Raw genomic sequence first — 20,964 nt, forward strand, 5'->3', positions numbered from 1 at the left:
AAACCACTGGTCTGACGTGTCATATAGGCCCGGAAATCGCCATTGCAAAGGTCAAAACAGTGACATCTGCGGCACCGGCCGTCTTCAGACGGCGTGCGGCCGCAGCGACAGTGGCGCCTGTGGTGTAGACGTCGTCCACGAGAACGACACGCTTTCCCATGATATCGGCTTCCCGTCCCGCAGCGATGGCGAAGGCACCCCGTACGTTCAGTTTGCGGGCTTGGGCGGAAAGCCCAACCTGACGGCTGGTCGGTTTGACCCTAACCAGCGTGGAGGCTAGAAAGGATTTTCCCGACAAAGCGGCCAGATGACGGGCAAGCTCTGCCGACTGATTGAACCGCCGGGCCAGAAATCGCCGCCGATGCAGGGGTATCGGAACGATGCAGTCGCAGGCAGCAACCGTACCGTCACTGGCGCGCAGCATCCACGATGCCATCAGACGCGCAAGATCGGTACGGTCCAGGTATTTAAGTTGATGCACGAGCTTGCGGGCCGGTCCGTCGTGAACAGTTGCCGCCCGCAGTCTTTCGAAAGGTGGCGGCGAGGCGATGGCTTCGGCGCTGACTATCCCGCGACCGTGATCATAGGTGAAAGGAATGCCCAGCACCTCGCAATAGGGGCGTTCGATGAAACGGATATCCGCCCAGCACGCTACGCAGAAAGCACCGTCATTCTGGGTCTTGCAGCCGCAGCCCAGGCAGGACGGTGGATAGATGAATCGACCGACACCGCGAAAGAAACCGCGCAACATGCCGAACCCGCCCTCGTCCGAAAACAGCTTTTCCGATTGACCCATGCGGTTGACAATAGGCGCGAACGGGTGCCTTTGCGACAGCAAAGTTTGGATGGATAACGGCATGGACATAGTTTTCGACCCGGCGCTGGTGGAGCAGAACCGCAAACGGGCGTCGCGCCTTGGGGACGACAAGGTGCTGTTTCTGCTGGATATAGCAGCCGACGAACTGGCAGACCGCATCGCCATTGTCGAGCGCCATTTCGATCATGCTGTCGAGCTGCACGGTGCAACGGGCGTGACCGCGCGACGCATGATGCAGACCGGTAAGGTCGGAGATGTCTTGCGCGTGGAGACCGATGCCGTCTTTGCCGGAACGGATACGCCCTTCACCGTGGCCCCTCTGGAACAATTGCCGCTGGAACCGGCATCCGCCAACCTCATCGTCTCGCCGCTGACGCTGCATTTGACCAACGACACCCCCGGCACGCTGATACAAATCCGCCGCGCCTTGAAGCCGGACGGTCTTTTTCTGGCAGCCATTCCCGGCAGCGGCACCTTGCAGGAATTGCGCGATGTGCTTCTCACCGCTGAGGCGGAGCTGAATGGCGGCGCAAGCCCGCGCGTCATTCCCTTCGCCGATGTGCGCGATGTGGGTGCGCTTTTGCAGCGGGCAGGTTTTGCACTTCCGGTCACGGACGCGGAGACCTACACGGTGCGCTACGATTCCATTCTTCCGCTGATGCGCGATCTACGCGCCATGGGCATGGCAAACCCTCTGGTCGGAAGAAGCCGGAGGCCGTTGAACCGGCGCTTCCTGACGCGCGCTGCGGAAATCTACGCCGACAAATATAGTGATCCCGACGGACGTATCCGCGCGACCTTCTCGATCATCTATGTGTCCGGTTGGGCGCCGCATGAAAATCAGCAGAAGCCACTGAAGCCGGGTTCGGCGAAAATCCGTCTGGCCGATGCGCTGAAGACGGCTGAAATCACGTTGCCTCGCCGCGACGACACATGAGGAAATGCCATCACGCCATGGCGTTTGCAAACGTATCCGACAGAAGCGTGAAAATCGCGATCAGATTGTCGCGAACACCTTCCAGGCCCAAAATCATCGCGCTGGATATGATGGCAATGATAAGGCCGTATTCGATTGCAGTGGCGCCCCGCCTATCGACAAGGAGTGCAGCCAGCTTGCGCATCATCCATTCCGTTGTGTCCGTCATCCCCGAAGTCCCCGATCGTTCCGTGCAACAAGGCCACGGCTGAAACCGGTGCAGTCTACCGAGATAAGGTGTGTAATGTGTTACACAGTTCAGGTGCCAGCCGCAGACGGCCCTTTCAAACGGATCGGTATTTTCCTATCTGCTGTAAGAGCCTTTTTCAAAACAGCATGTTATCGTAAAAGGCGATGTCAATCATGAATGAAGAGCGTTATGCCACAGCTTGAAATCGACCGTCCGCTCCAGGATTTCTTCCAAAAATCGTCGATTGCGCTTGCTTTGTCTTTTGCCGACGATGACCACCATCTGGCTTTGGTCAACCAGCGTTTCTGCGACCTGACAGGCTATGACAGCAGCTACGTCATCGGCAAGAATTGCCGGATGCTGCAGACGAGCCCGACCGGAGTGCACGCCGAAAACGCCGAAGCGCGGGCCAAGATCAACGCTTTCCTGGAGGTCGACGGCCCTGAGACCGTGCGCACCACCATCATCAATTTTCGCAATGACGCCACCCCGTTCGTCAATCTTCTGTTCATGTCGAAACTGAAGGCGACATCGGGGCAGGTGCGCTATATTCTGGCATCGCAGTTCGATGTCAGCCGGGCGCACACGCACTTGCTACAAGCCTACGACGTGGAACTGGGTGACACGCTAAAACGGATCAAGCCGCTGCTCGACGACCACAACATCATGATCGAGGGCACGCTGGCGACCATCGCAAATTCCACGACCACGATCGCCCAGGCAAAACTAACATTGGCTGAGCTGGAACAAAACTCCCCCTATTGATCGTTCAGCCTCTGCAATTTCAAGGACGTGTGTTTGTCTCAAGAGTATAGTGTTCCTGCTGTTCCCGTTGTCGGCGTCGGCTCTTCCGCTGGTGGACTTGAAGCGCTGCGCGAAATGTTGAGCGCCGCCGAGGTGCCGACCGGGCTTGCCTTCGTGGTGGTCCAGCACCTCGATCCGCATCACGAAAGCATGTTGGCCGAACTGCTGGACAGGCACACGAGACTGACCGTGCTGCAATGCGAGGGCGGCGAATCCATCGAGGCCGATACGGTTTTCATCATACCGCCGGGAAAAGGGCTCAGCATTGAGAAGGGGCGACTGGTCCTCAATGACTTCGCCCAGCCGCGCGGACTGCGCCGACCTATCGATGATTTCTTCATTTCTCTTGCCAACGACCAGCAGTCCAATGCCGCCTGCGTCATCCTGTCGGGTACCGGTGCGGATGGATCGACAGGACTTCGTGCCATCAAGGAAAATGGCGGGCTTTGCGTGGTGCAGGAACCGTCCACTGCCAAGTATGACGGCATGCCGGTTTCTGCCACCGGTACCGGGCTGGTCGATTTCATACAACCGCCTCAACAGATTCTGTCATGCATCGGCGGCTTCTTTTTCCGCAAGAGCCAGGGTTCGAACCGGGCGGAAAGCTCCAGGATTGCCGACATCGTCGATGACCTGTGTACGGCGCTTCGCCGGACTGTCGGCCATGACTTTGCCGGCTACAAGCAGACGACATTCGTCCGACGTGTCGAAAGACGCATGCATGTTCTCGGTATTAGCAAGGGTTCGGACTATCTCGAGCGTGTGCAGACCGACAACGACGAATGCGATGCCCTGTTTCGCGACCTGCTGATCAACGTCACGCGCTTCTTCAGGGATCGCCATTCTTTCGACGTGCTGAACGATGTCGCCATCACCACCCTCATGCAGGAAGCGGCAGGCAGTGAAGACGGCGTACGGGTTTGGGTGCCGGGCTGTTCCAGCGGGGAGGAGGCCTACACGATTGCCATCCTGTTTGCCGAAGCGGCGCGACACCTCGGACTGCCGTGCAACGTGCAGATCTTTGCGACCGATATCGACGAGAGCATGCTGAAGATTGCGCGCGAGGGCTCCTATCCGATCGCCTCGCTGGCCGACATCCCGCACGAATTGCAGGAACATTACGTCATCCCTCACAAGGAGCGCTTCAATTTCATCGGCCAGATCAGAGACATGATCCGTTTCTCCGGTCACAGCCTCATCAAGGACCCGCCCTTTTCCAAGGTCGATCTGGTCTCGTGCCGCAACCTGCTGATTTATTTCGACGACAAGCTGCAAAAGACCGTCATGCCGTTGCTGCACTATGCCATCAGGCCAGGCGGTTTCCTGTTTCTCGGCTCGTCGGAAACCGTTGGCCGCTTCGACAGCGTCTTTTCTGTCGTCGACCAGAAAGCGCGACTGTTCCAGCGCCTGCCCGGCTCCCCGACCTATCCCATTCCGCTTCCGGGCGAGCGGCAGGATCGTCGCCCCGTGATTTCGCGAACGCAGGAGCAGAAAGTCTCCGAGAGCATCGATGAGCTGGCCGCCAGCCGACTGATGGAACGCTATGTTCCGGCAAGTGTCGTTCTGGATAATGATGGCCAGATCGTTGCGGCCTACGGTCGCCTCTCGCGCTTCTTCGAATTTCCTGTTTCCGGTGCAAGCGAAACCAGCGCCGCCACATTGGCGCGCCCCGGCGTCAAGGAACAGCTGGGGGCCCTGGTGCGTCAGGCACGAATGGCGCGCAAACGCATCGTTGCCCGCAACGTCGAGGTCGTCACCGATTTCGGATCCCTCAAAACCGACATCATCTGCGACCCGCTCGACGACAACGCCTATCTCGTCGTCTTCCAGGAGACGTCCATCTTCACGCCTCTCGACACAAGCGAACTTGTCGAGATGGAGCAAGGCGATGGCCATGTCGAGGCGCTGGAGCGCGAATTGCGCTCCGCCAAGCATCGGCTTCGTTCTGCTACCGAGGAACTCGAGACAGCGAATGAGGAACTGAAGAGTTCCAACGAAGAAATGATGTCGATGAACGAGGAGCTTCAGTCGACCAATGAGGAATTGACGACCGTCAATGACGAGTTGAAGACGAAGGTCGACGAAGTCACCGTCGCCAACACCGATCTTCGCAATTTCTTCGATTCCACCAGCCTTGCGGTAATCGTGCTGGACAGCGGCATGCGATTGCGTTCCTACACCAGAGCCGCGACCGCAATATTTCCCCTACAGCCGACCGACCGCGGGCGCCCGCTCTCGGATGTCGCCAGCCGTTTTCCGTCTCTGGACTTCGTCACCCGCGTCCAGAGCGTCATGGCCAACGGTGTCGAATATAACCAGACAGTGATGGACCGCGATCAGGAGCGCACATTCTCGCTGCGTATCCTGCCCTACCGGACCGCCGACGGCATGATTGACGGTTCGACCATTGTCATGACGGATATTTCCCATGCCATCAACGTGGAAAGCCAGCTCGCCGCCGAACGGGAGCGCCATCAGCTGGCCATCGAGGCCGCGGGCATAGGCGTTTGGGAATATTTGCCGGATCGTGGTGAATTCGTACTGGGTGGTGCAGCCATGGAGCTTCTCCAGACCAGAAACGGAACACCGGCGCTGCAGTCCGTACTTCAGAATTTCAACGACCCGGACCGCCACCAGCTGCGCGAAGCTCTGGAAACGGCCATCAACGACCATACCGGCTTCGAGCTGACATCGCGCATCGTGGGGACCGACGGTCGGCCACGATGGCTGAAGACCTTCGCCCGGCATGTGGCGGAAAGCGATCCCGGCAGGGTCATCGGCGTGAGTGTGGATGTGACGGCGGAGTACGAGCTTGCCGAAGCCCGCGAGCTGATGCTCAACGAAATGAACCACCGGGTAAAGAACCTTTTCGCGATGATTGGCGGCATCCTGCGGATCGCTTCTCGCAAGCATGATACCGTGCGCGGGCTGGTAGAGGACGTGGAAGGACGGATCCTGGCTCTTGGCAGCGCCCATTCTCTGGCGTCCAACCAGAAGCGAAGCTCTGCGGTGAGCCTTCACGATCTCATCGAAACCATTCTGACCCCCTATGAGCGCCACGCGGCAATCGAAATCGATGGCCAGGATTTGAAGATTGCAGCGACCTTCATCACGCCGTTGACTCTCATTCTTCACGAGTGGTCGACCAATGCTCTCAAGCATGGTGTTCTTGGGAAACCCGATGGTCGCCTGCGTATCGAATGGGAAGAAGTGGACGACAAGATCAACTTGGTGTGGAACGAAATCGGCACTGAGGTCGTTGAGGTGCCAGGGGCAGCTGGATTTGGGACAGTTCTCCTGACCAGTGCTGCCAAGCAGATCGGCGGAACTGTCACCACCAAGGTCGACGGCGCAAGCCTGACGCACATTCTGACGATACAATCCAAGGTTAAACATGACGCATAAGACAGTGTTGTTGGTGGAAGACGAAATCTTCGTTGCAATGGATATCCAGATGACCTTAGAGGATGAGGGCTGGACCGTCGCGGGACCCTTTCCCAGCACCGCCGAAGCACTGTCCTATCTCGACAAAGACACGCCGACTTGCGCCATTCTCGACGTGCGCCTGACGGATGGCGATGTCTTTCCGGTTGCCGACCGCTTGCGTGAGGCATCCGTACCCTTTGTTTTCCACTCCGGCCACGCGGATGGCCGAGCGCTGGAGGAAGCCTATCCGGAATCGGCTTTCTGTCAGAAGCCATGCCTGCCAACGAGCCTCGTTCAGCAGGTGGAGCGACTTGTTCGCAGTAACAGACCTGTACGCCAAGTAGCTGCCGGATAATTTCCCAGATCACAAACGCGTTAATTTCGCACTTTCGCGCGGAACGGTTTGGGCTCACGATCATTTAGCTTTCAAGACGACGCCATGGCTCCCTCCAAGGAGCAATTGCGTCGCGTTTTGATTCAAGCTTGAGAAAGATCGCCGCTATGACCCATAAGACGTTGGTCGAGGTTTCTGTAAGGGACCGAAATGGTACGATGATCCCCTATGGTATCATGAACAGCGAACAGGCGGCGGAACTGCCAGCTGATTATGAAATCGCTGTTGCCCACCCGGCGCGAGACCGGGAGACGGAAACGCGAGAGCAGAGCGCAGAGCGCAGAGCGCAGAGACGCATGCCTGCTAGAGCGCGTCAAACAAATACTCGCCTATAGCACGCGAGGCGGATCATCATTTTCATCGGGATTGGGGAGCGGCGAATCGTCAGGGAGCGTGTCGGGCTCAGGCTCTGTTATGGGTGGAATGTCAGGCTGAGGCGGGACGGGAGGAGTTTGGCCAGGTGTTGGTACTGGTTCAACTGGGATGACGGACATTCGAATACCTCATGTAAAGCGGCGGGCAGTCTGTTTCCGACGTCGCCTCGCGGTCCACTTTCGTTCGCCGCTTCCGGTCCTGTCAGATACGGAACTGCCCGCCTCCTAGGTCACGCTTGGTAAACGTTTATCCTGAAGAGCGGTTCCACCAGACTTGGGGTTTCAGGCAAAGCCCAGTGCATTTCGGGCAATCTCACGACGGTCGCCATAATCGCGTAGATGTGCGTTATGGCCATCTTCACGAGCAACCACCCGGCTGACCTGCAGGTCGGGCATTTGAAGAAGAGCGTCTGCGTAGGTCCCCGTCTCCTCTTCGGAGATAACCGGCTGTGGTGCGGCTTTCAAAAAATCAAACATGGCTTCCTCCCATTTGATGTTCTAACGCTCAGTTGACGCCCCTGTTCCCTCCACCGTGACGCAACAACCGATCGGGTGCAAAACAATCTTATACCACGGGTTTTTGACAATCCGTTACGCGCAATCGTCTGGACTGAGAGGAGGGTCGAAGCACGCAACCAAGCCTTGAATCCACCTGTCAAGAAATCGCCCCATTGAGCCGCAGTATGACCCCGCAAGACGACATGGGTGGAACGGGGGCGGCAGCCGCGAGTTCATGCCTTCAAACGAGATTTAGAACCGGCACTCGACAGGCACGAGCAAGGCCACGACAATCTTCACCAACCTTTTCACCGGCTGTTGACCCAAGCAGCACCGGATCAGCAAGGAGCATAGACATGACCATCAATACCGTCGTCTGGGGCGAGAACATTCACGAGCACATCAACGAAACCGTTCGCTCACTCTATCCCAACGGCATGCACACCACGATCGCCGACGCGCTGAACCGCGAGCCGGAGGTCAATGCCACCACCGCTACCTTACAGGAGCCGGAGCATGGCCTGTCGCAGGCCCGTCTCGACAAGACGGACGTATTGGTGTGGTGGGGTCACAAGGATCATGGGGCCGTGGACGACGAGATCGTCGAGCGTATTGCCAAAAGGGTCTGGGAAGGTATGGGCCTCATCGTTCTCCATTCGGGCCATTTCTCCAAGCCGTTCAAGCGTCTCATGGGTACGCCATGCGCCCTGAAGTGGCGCGAGGCAGGTGAACGGGAACGGCTGTGGACAATCAATCCGCGCCATCCGATCGCAACCGGCCTGCCGGAGCATTTCGAGCTGGAAAACGAAGAAATGTACGGTGAGCAGTTCTCCGTACCCGAGCCTTTGGAAACCGTCTTCATTTCCTGGTTCCAGGGCGGCGAAGTCTTCCGATCAGGCCTGACGTGGCGCCGGGGTGCGGGCAACATATTCTATTTCCGCCCTGGCCATGAAACCTATCCAACCTATCATGATGAGAACGTCCAGAAGGTCATCGGGAATGCCGTGAAGTGGGCCTATAATCCGGCAGCGGCCTTGACGTCGATTCACGACGCACCCAACGTCCCCGTCGATGAAGCGCTGGAACCTATCGAAGAACGTGGACCAAAGCTGCATGCGGCTGGCGAAGCAGGATACAGGTAAATCAATATGAGACTCGTCATTCTTGGAACTGGCGGCATGGCCAATACCCATGCCATGCATTTTTCGCTGATATCGGGCGTCGAACTCGTCGCAGCCATCGATGTCGACGATGTGGTCGTGCGCGCCTTTGCTGCCCGTCACAATATTCCGGAAACCTTCACGTCACTGGACGATGCGATTGCATGGGGTGAATTCGACGCGGTGGCAAATGTCACCCCGGATGCTATTCACCACCCCACCAGCCTCAAACTTCTGGCCGCCGGCAAGCACGTCTTTTGTGAAAAGCCACTCGCCGAAACATACGCCAAGGCTGCGGAAATGGCGGACGCCGCGGAAAAGTCTGGTCTGGTCGCGATGGTCAACCTCACCTACCGCAACGTCGCGCCGCTTCAAGTCGCCCGGCAGATGGTTCTCGAAGGCAAGATCGGCAAGCTGCGACATCTGGAAGCCTCCTATCTGCAGAGCTGGCTGGTCTCGAAGGCCTGGGGTGACTGGATGACGGAGAGCAAATGGCTGTGGCGCCTGTCCACCAAACATGGCTCGAACGGCGTGCTGGGTGATGTGGGCATCCACATTCTCGACTTCGCTTCTTACGGTGCCGGCAGCGATGTCGAGCGCATCTTCACGCGATTGAAGACCTTCGATAAATATGAAGGCAACAGGATCGATGTTTACGACCTCGACGCCAATGACAGCTTCACCATGACGGCGGAACTGGAGAATGGCGCGATGGGTGTCATCCATGCCAGCCGCTGGGCAACGGGCCACCTCAACGAATTGCGGCTCCGGCTTCATGGCGACAAGGGTGCTGTTGAAGTCATCCACACGCCGGATTATTCGACGCTGCGCGGGTGCCTTGGCGAGGACGTGGAAAAAGCGATTTGGCGCAACATCGACGTCGAGCCGGTGGAAACGAATTACGAGAAATTCGCAAAGGCAGTGATGGAAGGCTCAAAAGCCGACCCGGACTTCCGTCACGCCGCAAACCTGCAGAAAGTTCTCGACCTATCCATCGTAACGGACCGGGAGAGGCGAGAAATCGCAGTCTCGGCCTGATACCTCTCTGAAACGAACCGGCAGGCCGTGCCTATGCGCGGCCTGCCTTTCACATTTTAATGAATCGCAACGTCGTCTTCATCCGTCAGAAAACTGCGAATGCCATCCTTTTCGCAGGTAGCAAGAAACTCTTCCCAGGCATCTTTGTCCGTGGCGAAAGGCTCGTCCCAAGAGGTCACGTCGTCCTCTTCGCTCACGACCTCCATCGTCCAGTCATTGTTGGTTCCAGCAGGGCGGAAGATGTCGACGAGAACCGTCACGCCATCATCTTCGAATTCACCTGAGAATTCCGAGTGTTCCAGTTTCTGTTTCTTCGACATCGCCCTCTCCGGTATTGATGTGTTTGCCACGTTGGGGCTCGCCCACCCCGCTTGTGGCTTCGCGTGGGATCATATCGAAGGCCTGTCTGTTTTGTAAGCGCCGGTGTCAAGGCTTCGGCCACGCCAAAGAGAGTTGGGAAGGAGATACGGTGAAAACGCGACAGCCCCTCATCCTCGCGGCGAAGATTCCAGACCGTGATCTCGAGCCCTTCGATGTCCTGCGGAAAGCTCATTTTCCACCTGACAGAAATGTCCTGCGTGCGCATCTGACGATGTTTCATCGCTTGCCGGGGGAATATGTTACGCGAATCATTGATCGTCTGGCTGAGGTTGCGGCGCTGCAAAAGCCGTTTCAAGCGCAAGTTACCGGTCTTCGTCATCTTGGCGGCGGTGTCGCCTTCACAATCGCGAGCCCTCAGCTTCACGCCATCCACGCTCAGCTCAGATCGGACTTTGCGTCATGGCTAGGCGGGCAGGACATGCAGAAATGGCAGCCTCACATCACCGTTCAAAACAAAGTCTCGAAACCCGTGGCCGACGAGTTGCATGGACGGCTTGTAGCCGACTTCAGGCCACACAGTATAGAAACAGCCGGTCTTGACCTGTGGCGCTATATGGATGGGCCGTGGGAACACGAGGCATCGTTCGAATTCGACTGACTGTCGAGGTTTTCGAGAGGTTTTGCCGGAATGGGCGTCTTGCTGAGCGATTTCGAGACGCTTTTTCGTTCTGCCAGCGCGTTTAAATGCCTTGAACTCACGCTTTGAAATATTTGGTCACTTAAAATGACTTCCTATTTCTCCCCCATGCGGGCATGTGATTATCAAAGCTCTGCGGAGCACTCACACGACAACCGATGTAGCAAAGAGCTGACACCATGGAAAATCCGCTTGCACTGACGCAGCGTTCCGAAAACAGCATTTTTCGCGAAGGCGATGTTTTCGTTCTATTCGGCGAATTGTTTGGCCGCGGTTATGCGACGGGCCTGCTCGAAGAAGCGCGCGCTGCTGGCATGGACATCGTCGGAATAACAGTGGGTCGGCGTGACGAGAACAATGTTCTGCGTCCGCTGAATGCCGAAGAATTGTCGGATGCCGAAGCACGGCTGGGCGGCAAGATCATCAACGTGCCGCTGATGGCCGGTTTCGATCTCGATGCCCCCGCCGGTAGCCCTACGCCGACCGATCTCGTCGCGAAAATGACGCTGGACAGCTGGCAGACCGACACGCTGGACTGGGCCTATATCGACCAGTGCCGTGATCTGGGCACGGAACGGTTCACTGCCGCGCTTTCGGACGTGATGTCCATTCTGGACGGCATGATTCCCGCAGGACGCAACGTTCTGTTTGCGCATACCATGGCTGGCGGCATCCCCAAGGCCAAAGTGTTTCTCGCCATCGCCAACCGCATCTACAAGGGACGCGGTGCGCGCCACATGTCGTCGCAGACGCTGCTCGACAGCGATATGGGCAAGCTCATCCTGCAGAATTTCGATGAGGTTTCGGCAAACACGTTCCGTCATCTCATCGAGCAGAGTGCTGCAATCCGCAACCGCGTGGAAGCTGCCGGAAATGAGGTTCGCTATACCGCCTATGGTTACCATGGAACGGCGATCCTGATTGACGGCGAGTACCGCTGGCAGACCTATACGAATTACACGCAGGGCTATGCCAAGATGCGCCTGGAAAAGATTGCCACCGAAGCCTGGGCTGAGGGCGTGAAGGCGACCGTCTACAACTGCCCGGAAATCCGCACCAACTCTTCTGATGTTTTCACCGGTATCGAGCTTCCTCTCATTCCTCTGCTCCTCGCTTTGAAGAAAGAGAATGGTGGCGCTTGGGTGGAGCAGCAGTGGCAGGCATGCGAGAAGCTGCTGGCAGACGGCTTTACCATGGATGACGTGCTGCGGAAGATCAAGGATATGCAGGCCAGCGACGTCATGCGTCCGTTCTATGACTTCACGGCTTGGCCGATGCCCAACAGCCAGGATCAGGCCGATCTGACCATCGGCACGTCGAATGAAATCACCCAGATGCACCGTGACAACAAGTCTATGATCAGCGATCTGCTGAGCAGCTTGGTCGTGGAAGCAACCGGGCAGCTGATTTTCGGCAATTCGTCCAAACCGGCTGGTCCCGTTCAGTGGCTCAACCACGATATCGTCGCCCGTCAGTTGAACGCGAAGCGTGGCCACGCATCGGTCGGCACCTCCGCTGCCTCGACTGCCGTCTTGGCTTGATACGACATCAAAGGCGGCGGCCAAAGCGCCAGCCGCCTTCTTTTCGCACATACGCCAATCAACCTTTCCCCCAAATCGTCTAATTCATCTCCGCCATGAAGACGGGTGCCTGCTGCTCGAAAAATTTCGAGAAGGACGCGATACGTGGCGGCAAGGCCTGATATGGCGGGTAATACAGCGTCAGCCACAGCTCTGGCGGTGCCCAACCCTTTAAGACATGCACCAGCCGACCGCTGCGCAGATGCTCACCGACGTGAAAGCGCGGCAGCATGGCGACGCCCGCACCTGCCGCGGCCATACTGGCCAGCACCTCGCCGCTATTGGCGCTGAAGGCACGGCCTGCCGAGACAGTGGCGCTTGCGCCGCCATCCGACAGCACCCAATGCTCACGCCTGCTCTCCCCGCTATAGGCAAGACAATCATCAGGCGTCAGTTCGTTTGGATGTTTCAAATCGACGAACCGGCTGCCAGGCGCAGCAACCAGAATGCGCGGGACGACACTGATCTTGCGCCAGATCGTGAACTTGTCCGACGGCGCTGCCGAGATGCGGATCGCCAGATCGTAATCCTCATCGACGATGTTCACCATGCCGTCGGTGAGCGAAATTTCAAAGCTGATCTTCGGGAATTGCGCGTTGAAGGCTGAGAGGATGGCCGTCAACACCTGCTGACCGAACCATGTCGGTGCACTGATTCGCAAGCGACCCTGATCGGCCTTGTGATTGTTCAGCAGGTCCTTGCGGGCATTTTCCAGCGCATCGAAAGCGGGCTTGATCTGCGCCGCGTAGATCGCGCCATCGGTGGTCAGCGAAACCTGCCGTGTCGTTCGGACGAACAGTTGCACGCCAAGCTCATCCTCCAGCGCAGCGATGGCTCTCGTTACGGCCGCTGGCGTCATGTCCAGTTCTCGCGCCACCTGCGCGAAATTCCGCTTCTCGGCTGCGAGAAGAAATGTGCGAAGCGCCTTGTAGTCATTCATCGATTATTTCACCTGCTGCAATTCAATAACAATAATTATTGCAATTCTCCGCACAGAGCAAGCCACCTAGATTGCAATCACACCGGCCGGAACGGATGCGGGACAGCAACAGGATTTGTCCCGAACCGCTTCAAGGTCACTTTCAAACAATGGGGCGGCATAACGTTCAAGACGTGCCGCTCCCCCTGCGCCATTCAATGCAACCAACACTTCGAAAGGAAATTCCATGTCCAAGCTTCAGGTTCTCACACCACAGAACAGCCAGATGATCTTCATCGACCAGCAGCCGCAAATGGCGTTCGGCGTTCAGTCGATCGACCGGCAGGTGCTCAAGAACAATGTTGTCGGACTTGCCAAGGCGGCGAAGATTTTCAACATCCCCACCACCATTACCACGGTGGAGACCGAAAGCTTTTCCGGCAACACCTTTCCCGAGCTTTTGGGCGTGTTTCCTGAAAACGACATTCTCGAGCGGACTTCGATGAACTCGTGGGACGACCAGAATGTACGCGATGCGCTGGCCAGGAACGCCAAGGGCGGCCGCAACAAGATCGTCGTTTCCGGCCTGTGGACGGAAGTTTGCAACACGACCTTTGCACTGTCTGCCATGCACGATGTTCCCGACTATGAGATTTACATGGTGGCCGATGCATCCGGCGGCACATCGTCTGACGCGCACAAATACGCCATGGACCGCATGGTGCAGGCAGGCGTCATCCCGGTCACCTGGCAGCAGGTGTTGCTGGAGTGGCAGCGTGATTGGGCTCGCAAGGAAACCTACGATGCGGTGACCTCGCTCGCCAAGGAATATTCCGGCGCGTACGGCATGGGCATCGACTACGCCGTGACCCACGTCCACGGCGGTGCCGAGCGTGTCAAGCACGGCAAGCGCATCGGACCGAACCCGGCACGCTAAGTTTCCTCAAGGTGCCGTTTCGAAGAACACCCTTTGAAACGGCCCTCCTTCCAATCGAGGACTTAATCCATGAAAGTCTATCTTCTGTCTCTTGGCGCCGGACTTCTTGTCAGTCTGGTCTACAGCCTGCTCAACGTCCGCTCTCCGGCACCGCCGGTCATCGCGCTGGTCGGGCTGCTCGGCATTCTCGTGGGCGAACAGATCATTCCTTTCGCCAGGACGCTATTGGCCCGGGAGCCCGCTGCAATTTCCTGGATCCACCAGATAAAGCCTCACATGTTCGGTCATCTGCCGAAGGGTACGGTCGGTGAAAGAGACGTGGCATCGCATGGGAAAACACCTGCGGAGCACAGCTGATGACCACACGTCGCACCTTTCTGGGCGGGGCGTCCAGTCTTGCCCTTGCCAATCTCTTCTCTTCCGCCGACGCCGCCAATCATTCCACGACCGGAGCAGAAACCATGCATGCCGACCTCATATTACATCGCGGTCTGATCACCACTCTGGACAGATCGAGACCGACGGCTAGCGCCGTCGCCATCAAGGACGGAAAATTTCTGGCTGTGGGCGAGGATGCCGAAATCATGGCTCACGCCGGGCCTGATACGAAGATCGTCGATTTGAAAGGCAAACGTGCCCTTCCCGGGTTGATCGACAACCACACCCACGTCATTCGTGGTGGCCTGAACTTCAACATGGAGCTTCGCTGGGATGGCGTGCGCTCGCTGGCCGACGCGATGGACATGTTGAAACGGCAGGTGGCCATCACCCCCGCGCCGCAATGGGTGCGCGTCGTCGGTGGATTTACCGAACATCAGTTTGCCGAAAAGCGCCTGCCGACCATCGAGGAAATCAACGCGATTGCCCCCGATACGCCGGTGTTTCTTTTGCACCTCTACGATCGGGCACTGTTGAACGGAGCCGCCTTGCGCGCAGTGGGATATACGCGCGAAACACCAAATCCGCCCGGCGGTGAAATAACGCGCGATGCCAACGGCAATCCAACCGGCCTGCTGCTGGCCAAGCCGAATGCGGGCATCCTTTATTCCACCTTGGCAAAAGGTCCAAAACTTCCACTCGACTATCAGGTGAATTCCACGCGCCACTTCATGCGGGAACTGAACAGGCTGGGCGTCACGGGCGTTATCGACGCGGGCGGTGGATACCAGAACTATCCCGACGATTACGAAGTGATTCAGAAACTGGCGGACGAGGACCACATGACGGTTCGCCTGGCCTATAATCTGTTCACGCAAAAGCCCAAGGAAGAAAAGCAGGATTTCCTCAACTGGACGAAATCCGTCAAATACAAGCAGGGCAACGATTATTTCCGCCACAACGGCGCTGGCGAAATGCTGGTATTTTCAGCCGCCGATTTCGAGGATTTTCGTGAGCCACGCCCCGAACTGGCGCCGGAAATGGAAGGCGAACTGGAAGAGGTGGTTCGCATTCTCGCGGAGAACAGATGGCCCTGGCGTCTTCATGCGACCTATGATGAAACGATCTCGCGGTCACTGGATGTATTCGAAAAGGTCAACAAGGATATTCCGCTTGAAGGTCTCAACTGGTTTTTCGACCATGCCGAAACTATCTCCGACCGATCGATCGATCGCATCGCCGCTCTTGGCGGTGGCATAGCAACCCAGCATCGCATGGCCTATCAGGGCGAATATTTCGTCGAGCGTTACGGGCATGGCGTTGCCGAGGCGACGCCGCCGATCAAAAAGATGCTCGAGAAGGGTGTCAATGTTTCCGCAGGCACGGATGCCACCCGTGTGGCCTCTTACAATCCGTGGGTCTCCTTGTCCTGGATGGTGACGGGAAAGACCGTGGGTGGGATGCAGCTTTATCCGCGTGCCAATTGCCTGGACCGCGAAACGGCCTTGCGTATGTGGACGGAGAAAGTCACTTGGTTCTCCAATGAGGAAGGCAAGAAGGGTCGCATAGAAAAGGGCCAGTTTGCCGATCTGATCGTCCCCGACAAGGACTTCTTTGCCTGCGCAGAAGATGAAATCTCGTTCCTCACCTCAGACCTCACCATCGTTGGCGGCAGGATCGTCTATGCTTCGGGAGACTTCAAAGCTCTGGACGAGAGTGCCTTGCCGCCCGCCATGCCGGACTGGTCGCCCGTGCGCACATTTGGTGGCTACGCCGCTTGGGGCGAACCAGCCGGTGCTGGTCAGCGCTCTTTGCGCCGCACGGCGATTTCCACATGCGGCTGCGCCGGCGACTGTGGCGTCCACGGTCACGATCACGCCGGCGCATGGACGTCGAAACTGCCCATTGCAGATCTCAAAGGTTTCTTCGGCGCCCTGGGTTGCTCGTGCTGGGCGGTTTGAACTTCAGGCGGGCGGATGGACAGTCTCTGCCCGCCAGCCACGTCGATAATTGCGATTTTCGCAACTAAATAGAAACAATTGATGCAATTGTTGGTCACATCAATCACGGCCAATATCGCTCCAACGCAAACACTTTCAGGAGCAGATCATGACAGACCACAGCACCACACAAAATGCGCCGAAAACCACCCTTTCCAATCTTCTGAGGTCGCCTGTATCGCAAAGGTTGGCACTTCTGGCTCTTTGCGCAGCCTATATTCAGGGGCCAGTGACCAAGATCTTCGATTTTCATGGGGCCATTGCCGAAATGAACCATTTCGGCCTTTCTCCGGCACCGGTCTTCGCAATCGCGGTCATCGTCTTTGAACTGGTGGCTTCGGCCATGGTCATTTCCGGCTTTCTACGCTGGGCGGCGGCTTTGTCACTTGTCGGCTTCACACTTCTGGCGACGCTGGTTGCACTGCGGTTCTGGGAACTGCCCTCCGGCATGGACCGCATGATGGCGACCAACGCATTTTTTGAACACCTGGGTCTGGCAGGCGCCTTCATCATCGTGGCCGCGATGGATCTTGCAAAGGGAGCCGGCAAATGACCGCGATAAAATCTCCGGTCAGCAGCTTCGCACCGCTTGCCCAGCCCGTCTTTGCCGTTTTGTGGGCGGCCACCGTCCTGGGCAATACCGGCAGCTTCATGCGCGATGTCGCCAGTTCCTGGCTTATGACGGACCTTTCCGCATCCCCGGCAGCGGTGGCGATGGTGCAAGCGGCAGGCACATTACCGGTCTTTTTGCTGGCAATCCCCGCCGGCGTGCTGACCGATATTCTCGACCGCCGAAAATTTCTGATCGCCGTGCAACTCCTCCTCGCCTCCGTCAGCCTGACCCTGATGGCGCTTGCTCATACAGGCATGCTTTCGGTCAGTTCGCTGATCGCGCTGACCTTCGTGGGTGGCATCGGAGCCGCCTTGATGGGACCGACCTGGCAGGCAATCGTGCCCGAACTGGTGAAGCGGGAGGATGTCAAAAGCGCTGTCGCTTTGAACTCGCTGGGCATCAATATCGCCCGCTCCATCGGACCGGCAGCCGGTGGTCTGTTGCTGGCGGCATTCGGTGCCGCCGTCACCTATGGCGCCGATGTGGCAAGCTACCTGTTCGTGATCGTCGCCCTGTTATGGTGGCCACGGGCAAAGGACGGCAATGATGCATTGGCCGAAGGTTTCTTCGGCGCATTTCGTGCCGGGCTGCGTTACACGCGGGCCAGTCGTCCGCTGCATGTCGTGCTGGTACGTGCGGCTATATTCTTTGCCTTTGCCAGCGCCGTATGGGCCTTGCTGCCTCTGGTCGCCCGGCAATTGCTGGGCGGAGATGCGGGCTTTTATGGTATCTTGCTTGGCGCGGTCGGGGCCGGCGCAATCGGCGGCGCATTGGTGATGCCACGCCTTCGCGAGCGTTTGGACGCTGATGGCTTGTTGCTGGCAGCAGCACTCGTGACCGCGATGGTTATGGCGACCCTGTCGATTGCTCCACCCAGATGGCTCGCCATCGTCGCACTTCTCTTTCTAGGCGCTGCCTGGATTACGGCGCTGACGACACTCAACGGGGCGGCGCAGGCCATTCTCCCCAACTGGGTACGCGGTCGCGGCCTTGCCGTCTATCTCACCGTCTTCAACGGAGCCATGACGGCCGGTAGCCTGGGCTGGGGTGCCGTAGGTGAGGCCGCAGGCGTGCCCGGCACGCTTTTGATCGGCGCGGCCGGATTGCTCGTTGCCGGTCTGGTCATGCACCGCCTGAAGCTGCCTGCTGGCGACATGGACATGGTGCCGTCCAACCACTGGCCGGAACCGCTGGTCGCCGAACCTGTTGCCCATGATCGCGGCCCTGTCCTGATCCTCATCGAATACACGATCGAGAAACATCACCGCACCGCTTTCCTGCATGCCATCGATGCCCTTTCTCATGAGCGTCGTCGAGATGGTGCCTATGGCTGGGGTGTGACTGAGGACTCTGCCGATCCACAAAAGATCGTCGAATGGTTCATGGTGGAATCCTGGGCAGAGCATTTGCGCCAGCACAAGCGCGTCTCCAATGCCGATGCGGATTTGCAAGGCAAGGTTCTGGCGTATCACGTTGGCTCCGAAAAGCCTGTGGTCCGACATTTCTTGACGATCAACCGTCCTGGAACACTGTGAACGGCCCATGATTATTGCAATAAAGACAATTATATCGAAACAATTGATGCAATTGTCGATCTCGCCAAACCACTGCAATGTGCCTTCATCAGACAAACGCAGCATCGGCAAAAAAAACTAGCACGAATATCGAAGGAACCTAATATGCCCGAGACCCTTCTGACCATGACCCGACGCGGTGCGCTGCTTTCCGCAGCCGCTGCAACCATCACCATCGCAGTTCCCGGCAGGGCGGCACGCGCTGCCACAGCTTCCAAATCAACCACCAGCACAGGAGATCATACAATGGGCTACACCACCACCAAGGACGGCGTCGAAATCTTCTTCAAAGATTGGGGTCCAAAGGATGCCCAGCCCATCGTGTTCCACCACGGCTGGCCATTGTCATCAGACGATTGGGATGCGCAGATGCTGTTCTTCCTCTCGAAGGGCTACCGCGTCGTGGCCCATGATCGCCGCGGCCATGGTCGTTCCGCGCAGGTTTCGGACGGCCACGATATGGACCACTATGCCGCAGATGCCTTTGCCGTCGTAGAGCATCTCGATCTGAAGAATGCCGTTCATATCGGCCATTCAACAGGCGGTGGCGAAGTCGCCCGTTACGTGGCCAAGCATGGCGAACCTGCTGGTCGCGTCGCAAAGGCCGTGCTCGTCTCTGCCGTGCCGCCACTGATGCTGAAGACGGCAGCCAATCCTGAAGGCCTGCCCATGGAGGTTTTCGATGGTTTCCGCTCTGCCCTTGCCGCCAACCGCGCGCAATTCTTCCGCGATGTTCCCTCCGGTCCCTTCTATGGCTTCAACCGCGACGGCGCGACTGTGCATGAAGGCGTCATCCAGAATTGGTGGCGTCAGGGCATGATGGGCGGCGCCAAGGCTCACTATGATGGTATCAAGGCATTTTCCGAAACCGACCAGACGGAAGATCTCAAGGCCATCGGCGTGCCGACACTGGTTCTCCACGGCGAAGACGACCAGATCGTGCCGATCGCAGACGCTGCACACAAGGCCATCAAGCTTTTGAAGAACGGCACCATCAAGACCTATCCCGGCTTCTCCCACGGCATGCTTACTGTGAATGCCGACGTGTTGAATGCCGATCTTCTGGCCTTCATCAAGGACTGAGGTCTTTTTCTTTCGATACAGACTATCCGCCCATGACGAATGGGCGGATAGTCTATTCGGCCCATGCCTCTTGTATCAGTGCCTGTTGCGCAAACGCCATTGCTGGGGTGTCATGCCAACGACGGCCTTGAACTCCATTTCGAAACGATGTTCATCCATGAAACCGCACGCTGCGGCGACGTCGGCAACATTGTCGCCACCTTTGCCGAGATAGGATTTCGCCCGTTCGATCCTGCTCTGCAGCAACCAGGTTTCAATCGTCTGGCCTGTCGTTGCCTCAAAGGCCGGGCAAAGCACCGCTACATCGAAACCGGTGGCAGCGGCAATATCCGTCAATGTGATGCTGCGCGACAGGTTGGCGGTCATGTACATTTTGACGCGACGCTCCTGCATCGCTGTCAGCCGCCCGGATTCGGCGAGATGCTGACGCGGCGACTGGCCGTAACGGTGAGCAAGATGAGCGAGAAGGGCAAGACCAATGTGCGGAAGCAGCGTATCGCGAACCTCATCTGGCATTGCGAACATCGGCATGAGCGCAGCACCGATGTTGCGCACGACAGGGTCATCCACCCCGCGGCAAATGCTGAAATTCTCGATATCCGGTTCGCCTGCCTGTGCGGTCAACTCTAGGAAATGCGCAGTCGGGATATGAACGGCGAGTGCCTCAAAACGACCGCGGATCGATATCGCAGCCCCTTCCCTGAGGCTGACAAGACAGATGGAGCCACGGGGATACCTCTTAACAGGCGTCAATCGCTGATCGGCCAATATGTCGGCATGTTCGACATCGACGAGATAGAGCATAAGCAGAAAAGCATCATCCCGCTCCAACTCCACACGATGATCCTTTTCACAGGCGAGTTCGAACTCCAAAACCGTAAGCCTGGCTTTGCTGAGCGGTCTGATGACGAGTTCGTTGGCGACCTTCACCCCGAACCCCTTCAAAATTCTGTCGCTGACTGCCAACAATTCACTCACAATCTATCGATATTCCCCAACTGAGATCGAAGGTCTAGAGTGACGATCTCAGTGTACGGGCAGTTCTATCCGAGGATCGGTCGCCAATCTTGTAGAAAAGCGTCATTGCCCTGAAGTTTTGTTTTTAAGTCGTGATACGCATCATCAGGCGTTCGACAGGCGACGTCTGACATTTTTTAACCGAAAGATTCCTCATGGCCCCTGCAT

At 57.6% G+C, this 20,964-nt stretch carries 20 protein-coding genes; 14 read left to right on the plus strand and 6 right to left on the minus strand.

Features of this window, described 5'->3' with window-relative positions; genetic code table 11:
- Positions 1-19: 19 nt before the first annotated feature.
- Entirely contained in the window at positions 20-751 is a 732-nt protein-coding gene (locus tag ASF29_RS00125; protein WP_062448535.1) for a ComF family protein, read from the minus strand.
- Between the two features lie 106 nt (positions 752-857).
- Between ASF29_RS00125 and ASF29_RS00130 the strand changes: the two genes are divergently transcribed.
- Positions 858-1,754 carry a methyltransferase domain-containing protein gene (locus ASF29_RS00130; protein WP_062447228.1) on the plus strand — a complete coding sequence of 299 codons (897 nt, stop codon included), beginning with the start codon at positions 858-860 and terminating at the stop codon, positions 1,752-1,754.
- Positions 1,755-1,764: 10 nt separating this feature from the next.
- Here the strand turns inward: ASF29_RS00130 and ASF29_RS00135 are convergent, their stop codons facing one another.
- Positions 1,765-1,962 carry a Flp family type IVb pilin gene (locus ASF29_RS00135; RefSeq protein ID WP_062447231.1) on the minus strand — a complete coding sequence of 66 codons (198 nt, stop codon included), beginning with the start codon at positions 1,960-1,962 and terminating at the stop codon, positions 1,765-1,767.
- 210 nt (positions 1,963-2,172) lie between these two features.
- Here ASF29_RS00135 and ASF29_RS00140 point away from each other — a divergent pair, with 210 nt between their 5' ends.
- The 3 genes from ASF29_RS00140 to ASF29_RS00150 are packed head-to-tail and all read left to right on the plus strand — an operon-like array spanning position 2,173 to position 6,568.
- Positions 2,173-2,748, plus strand: a complete 576-nt coding sequence (locus tag ASF29_RS00140; RefSeq protein ID WP_200925495.1) for a PAS domain-containing protein — start codon at positions 2,173-2,175, stop codon at positions 2,746-2,748.
- 33 nt (positions 2,749-2,781) lie between these two features.
- Positions 2,782-6,192: a chemotaxis protein CheB gene (locus ASF29_RS00145; protein ID WP_062447236.1), complete on the plus strand. Its 3,411-nt coding sequence runs from the start codon at positions 2,782-2,784 to the stop codon at positions 6,190-6,192.
- Positions 6,182-6,568, plus strand: a complete 387-nt coding sequence (locus tag ASF29_RS00150; protein WP_062447239.1) for a response regulator — start codon at positions 6,182-6,184, stop codon at positions 6,566-6,568. Before ASF29_RS00145 ends, ASF29_RS00150 begins: the two co-directional genes overlap by 11 nt.
- 695 nt (positions 6,569-7,263) lie before the next feature.
- Here ASF29_RS00150 and ASF29_RS00160 read toward each other — a convergent pair.
- Positions 7,264-7,458, minus strand: coding sequence for a hypothetical protein (locus ASF29_RS00160; protein ID WP_062447246.1), 195 nt, complete (start codon positions 7,456-7,458; stop codon positions 7,264-7,266).
- Between the two features lie 377 nt (positions 7,459-7,835).
- Between ASF29_RS00160 and ASF29_RS00165 the strand changes: the two genes are divergently transcribed.
- Together ASF29_RS00165 and ASF29_RS00170 are read left to right on the plus strand one after the other, a co-directional pair.
- Positions 7,836-8,621 (plus strand): ThuA domain-containing protein, encoded by a 786-nt coding sequence (locus ASF29_RS00165; protein WP_062447248.1) that lies wholly within the window; start codon positions 7,836-7,838, stop codon positions 8,619-8,621.
- 6 nt (positions 8,622-8,627) lie between these two features.
- Positions 8,628-9,677 carry a Gfo/Idh/MocA family oxidoreductase gene (locus tag ASF29_RS00170; RefSeq protein ID WP_062447253.1) on the plus strand — a complete coding sequence of 350 codons (1,050 nt, stop codon included), beginning with the start codon at positions 8,628-8,630 and terminating at the stop codon, positions 9,675-9,677.
- Positions 9,678-9,733: 56 nt separating this feature from the next.
- Here ASF29_RS00170 and ASF29_RS00175 read toward each other — a convergent pair whose 3' ends face one another.
- Positions 9,734-9,997 (minus strand): hypothetical protein, encoded by a 264-nt coding sequence (locus ASF29_RS00175; RefSeq protein WP_062447256.1) that lies wholly within the window; start codon positions 9,995-9,997, stop codon positions 9,734-9,736.
- 149 nt (positions 9,998-10,146) lie between these two features.
- On the opposite strand from ASF29_RS00175, the gene ASF29_RS00180 reads away from it, so the two are divergent.
- Positions 10,147-10,656, plus strand: a complete 510-nt coding sequence (locus ASF29_RS00180; RefSeq protein ID WP_062447259.1) for a 2'-5' RNA ligase family protein — start codon at positions 10,147-10,149, stop codon at positions 10,654-10,656.
- Positions 10,657-10,874: 218 nt separating this feature from the next.
- Entirely contained in the window at positions 10,875-12,236 is a 1,362-nt protein-coding gene (locus tag ASF29_RS00185) for a hypothetical protein (RefSeq protein WP_062447261.1), read from the plus strand.
- A gap of 79 nt (positions 12,237-12,315) precedes the next feature.
- Here the strand turns inward: ASF29_RS00185 and ASF29_RS00190 are convergent, their stop codons facing one another.
- On the minus strand, positions 12,316-13,215 hold the full coding sequence (locus tag ASF29_RS00190; protein ID WP_062447264.1) for a LysR family transcriptional regulator: 900 nt from the start codon (positions 13,213-13,215) through the stop codon (positions 12,316-12,318).
- A 226-nt stretch (positions 13,216-13,441) separates the two neighbouring features.
- On the opposite strand from ASF29_RS00190, the gene ASF29_RS00195 reads away from it, so the two are divergent.
- From ASF29_RS00195 to ASF29_RS00220, 6 genes are all read left to right on the plus strand, one after another.
- On the plus strand, positions 13,442-14,131 hold the full coding sequence (locus ASF29_RS00195; RefSeq protein ID WP_062447268.1) for a hydrolase: 690 nt from the start codon (positions 13,442-13,444) through the stop codon (positions 14,129-14,131).
- Positions 14,132-14,200: 69 nt separating this feature from the next.
- On the plus strand, positions 14,201-14,488 hold the full coding sequence (locus ASF29_RS00200; RefSeq protein WP_062447272.1) for a XapX domain-containing protein: 288 nt from the start codon (positions 14,201-14,203) through the stop codon (positions 14,486-14,488).
- Positions 14,488-16,470 carry an amidohydrolase gene (locus ASF29_RS00205; protein WP_062447274.1) on the plus strand — a complete coding sequence of 661 codons (1,983 nt, stop codon included), beginning with the start codon at positions 14,488-14,490 and terminating at the stop codon, positions 16,468-16,470. Before ASF29_RS00200 ends, ASF29_RS00205 begins: the two co-directional genes overlap by 1 nt.
- Positions 16,471-16,618: 148 nt before the next feature.
- Positions 16,619-17,062 carry a DoxX family protein gene (locus ASF29_RS00210; protein WP_062447277.1) on the plus strand — a complete coding sequence of 148 codons (444 nt, stop codon included), beginning with the start codon at positions 16,619-16,621 and terminating at the stop codon, positions 17,060-17,062.
- The gene (locus ASF29_RS00215; protein ID WP_062447280.1) at positions 17,059-18,657 is read left to right on the plus strand and encodes an MFS transporter; all 1,599 of its coding nucleotides are present in this window, start codon (positions 17,059-17,061) and stop codon (positions 18,655-18,657) included. The genes ASF29_RS00210 and ASF29_RS00215 overlap by 4 nt, the downstream gene beginning before the upstream one ends.
- Positions 18,658-18,942: 285 nt before the next feature.
- On the plus strand, positions 18,943-19,779 hold the full coding sequence (locus ASF29_RS00220) for an alpha/beta hydrolase (RefSeq protein WP_156462512.1): 837 nt from the start codon (positions 18,943-18,945) through the stop codon (positions 19,777-19,779).
- A 75-nt stretch (positions 19,780-19,854) separates the two neighbouring features.
- Here ASF29_RS00220 and ASF29_RS00225 read toward each other — a convergent pair whose 3' ends face one another.
- Positions 19,855-20,745, minus strand: coding sequence for an AraC family transcriptional regulator (locus ASF29_RS00225; RefSeq protein ID WP_062448537.1), 891 nt, complete (start codon positions 20,743-20,745; stop codon positions 19,855-19,857).
- Positions 20,746-20,964 lie beyond the last annotated feature (219 nt).

This window comes from Rhizobium sp. Leaf262, from assembly GCF_001422245.1.
GTDB lineage: Bacteria > Pseudomonadota > Alphaproteobacteria > Rhizobiales > Rhizobiaceae > Agrobacterium.

Coding starts and splice junctions, on each gene's coding strand:
- ASF29_RS00125 (WP_062448535.1), bottom strand. CDS start 751: ATGTTGCGCGGTTTCTTTCGCGGTGTCGGTCGATTCATCTATCCACCG.
- ASF29_RS00130 (WP_062447228.1), top strand. CDS start 858: ATGGACATAGTTTTCGACCCGGCGCTGGTGGAGCAGAACCGCAAACGG.
- ASF29_RS00135 (WP_062447231.1), bottom strand. CDS start 1,962: ATGACGGACACAACGGAATGGATGATGCGCAAGCTGGCTGCACTCCTT.
- ASF29_RS00140 (WP_200925495.1), top strand. CDS start 2,173: ATGCCACAGCTTGAAATCGACCGTCCGCTCCAGGATTTCTTCCAAAAA.
- ASF29_RS00150 (WP_062447239.1), top strand. CDS start 6,182: ATGACGCATAAGACAGTGTTGTTGGTGGAAGACGAAATCTTCGTTGCA.
- ASF29_RS00160 (WP_062447246.1), bottom strand. CDS start 7,458: ATGTTTGATTTTTTGAAAGCCGCACCACAGCCGGTTATCTCCGAAGAG.
- ASF29_RS00165 (WP_062447248.1), top strand. CDS start 7,836: ATGACCATCAATACCGTCGTCTGGGGCGAGAACATTCACGAGCACATC.
- ASF29_RS00170 (WP_062447253.1), top strand. CDS start 8,628: ATGAGACTCGTCATTCTTGGAACTGGCGGCATGGCCAATACCCATGCC.
- ASF29_RS00175 (WP_062447256.1), bottom strand. CDS start 9,997: ATGTCGAAGAAACAGAAACTGGAACACTCGGAATTCTCAGGTGAATTC.
- ASF29_RS00185 (WP_062447261.1), top strand. CDS start 10,875: ATGGAAAATCCGCTTGCACTGACGCAGCGTTCCGAAAACAGCATTTTT.
- ASF29_RS00190 (WP_062447264.1), bottom strand. CDS start 13,215: ATGAATGACTACAAGGCGCTTCGCACATTTCTTCTCGCAGCCGAGAAG.
- ASF29_RS00195 (WP_062447268.1), top strand. CDS start 13,442: ATGTCCAAGCTTCAGGTTCTCACACCACAGAACAGCCAGATGATCTTC.
- ASF29_RS00200 (WP_062447272.1), top strand. CDS start 14,201: ATGAAAGTCTATCTTCTGTCTCTTGGCGCCGGACTTCTTGTCAGTCTG.
- ASF29_RS00205 (WP_062447274.1), top strand. CDS start 14,488: ATGACCACACGTCGCACCTTTCTGGGCGGGGCGTCCAGTCTTGCCCTT.
- ASF29_RS00210 (WP_062447277.1), top strand. CDS start 16,619: ATGACAGACCACAGCACCACACAAAATGCGCCGAAAACCACCCTTTCC.
- ASF29_RS00215 (WP_062447280.1), top strand. CDS start 17,059: ATGACCGCGATAAAATCTCCGGTCAGCAGCTTCGCACCGCTTGCCCAG.
- ASF29_RS00220 (WP_156462512.1), top strand. CDS start 18,943: ATGGGCTACACCACCACCAAGGACGGCGTCGAAATCTTCTTCAAAGAT.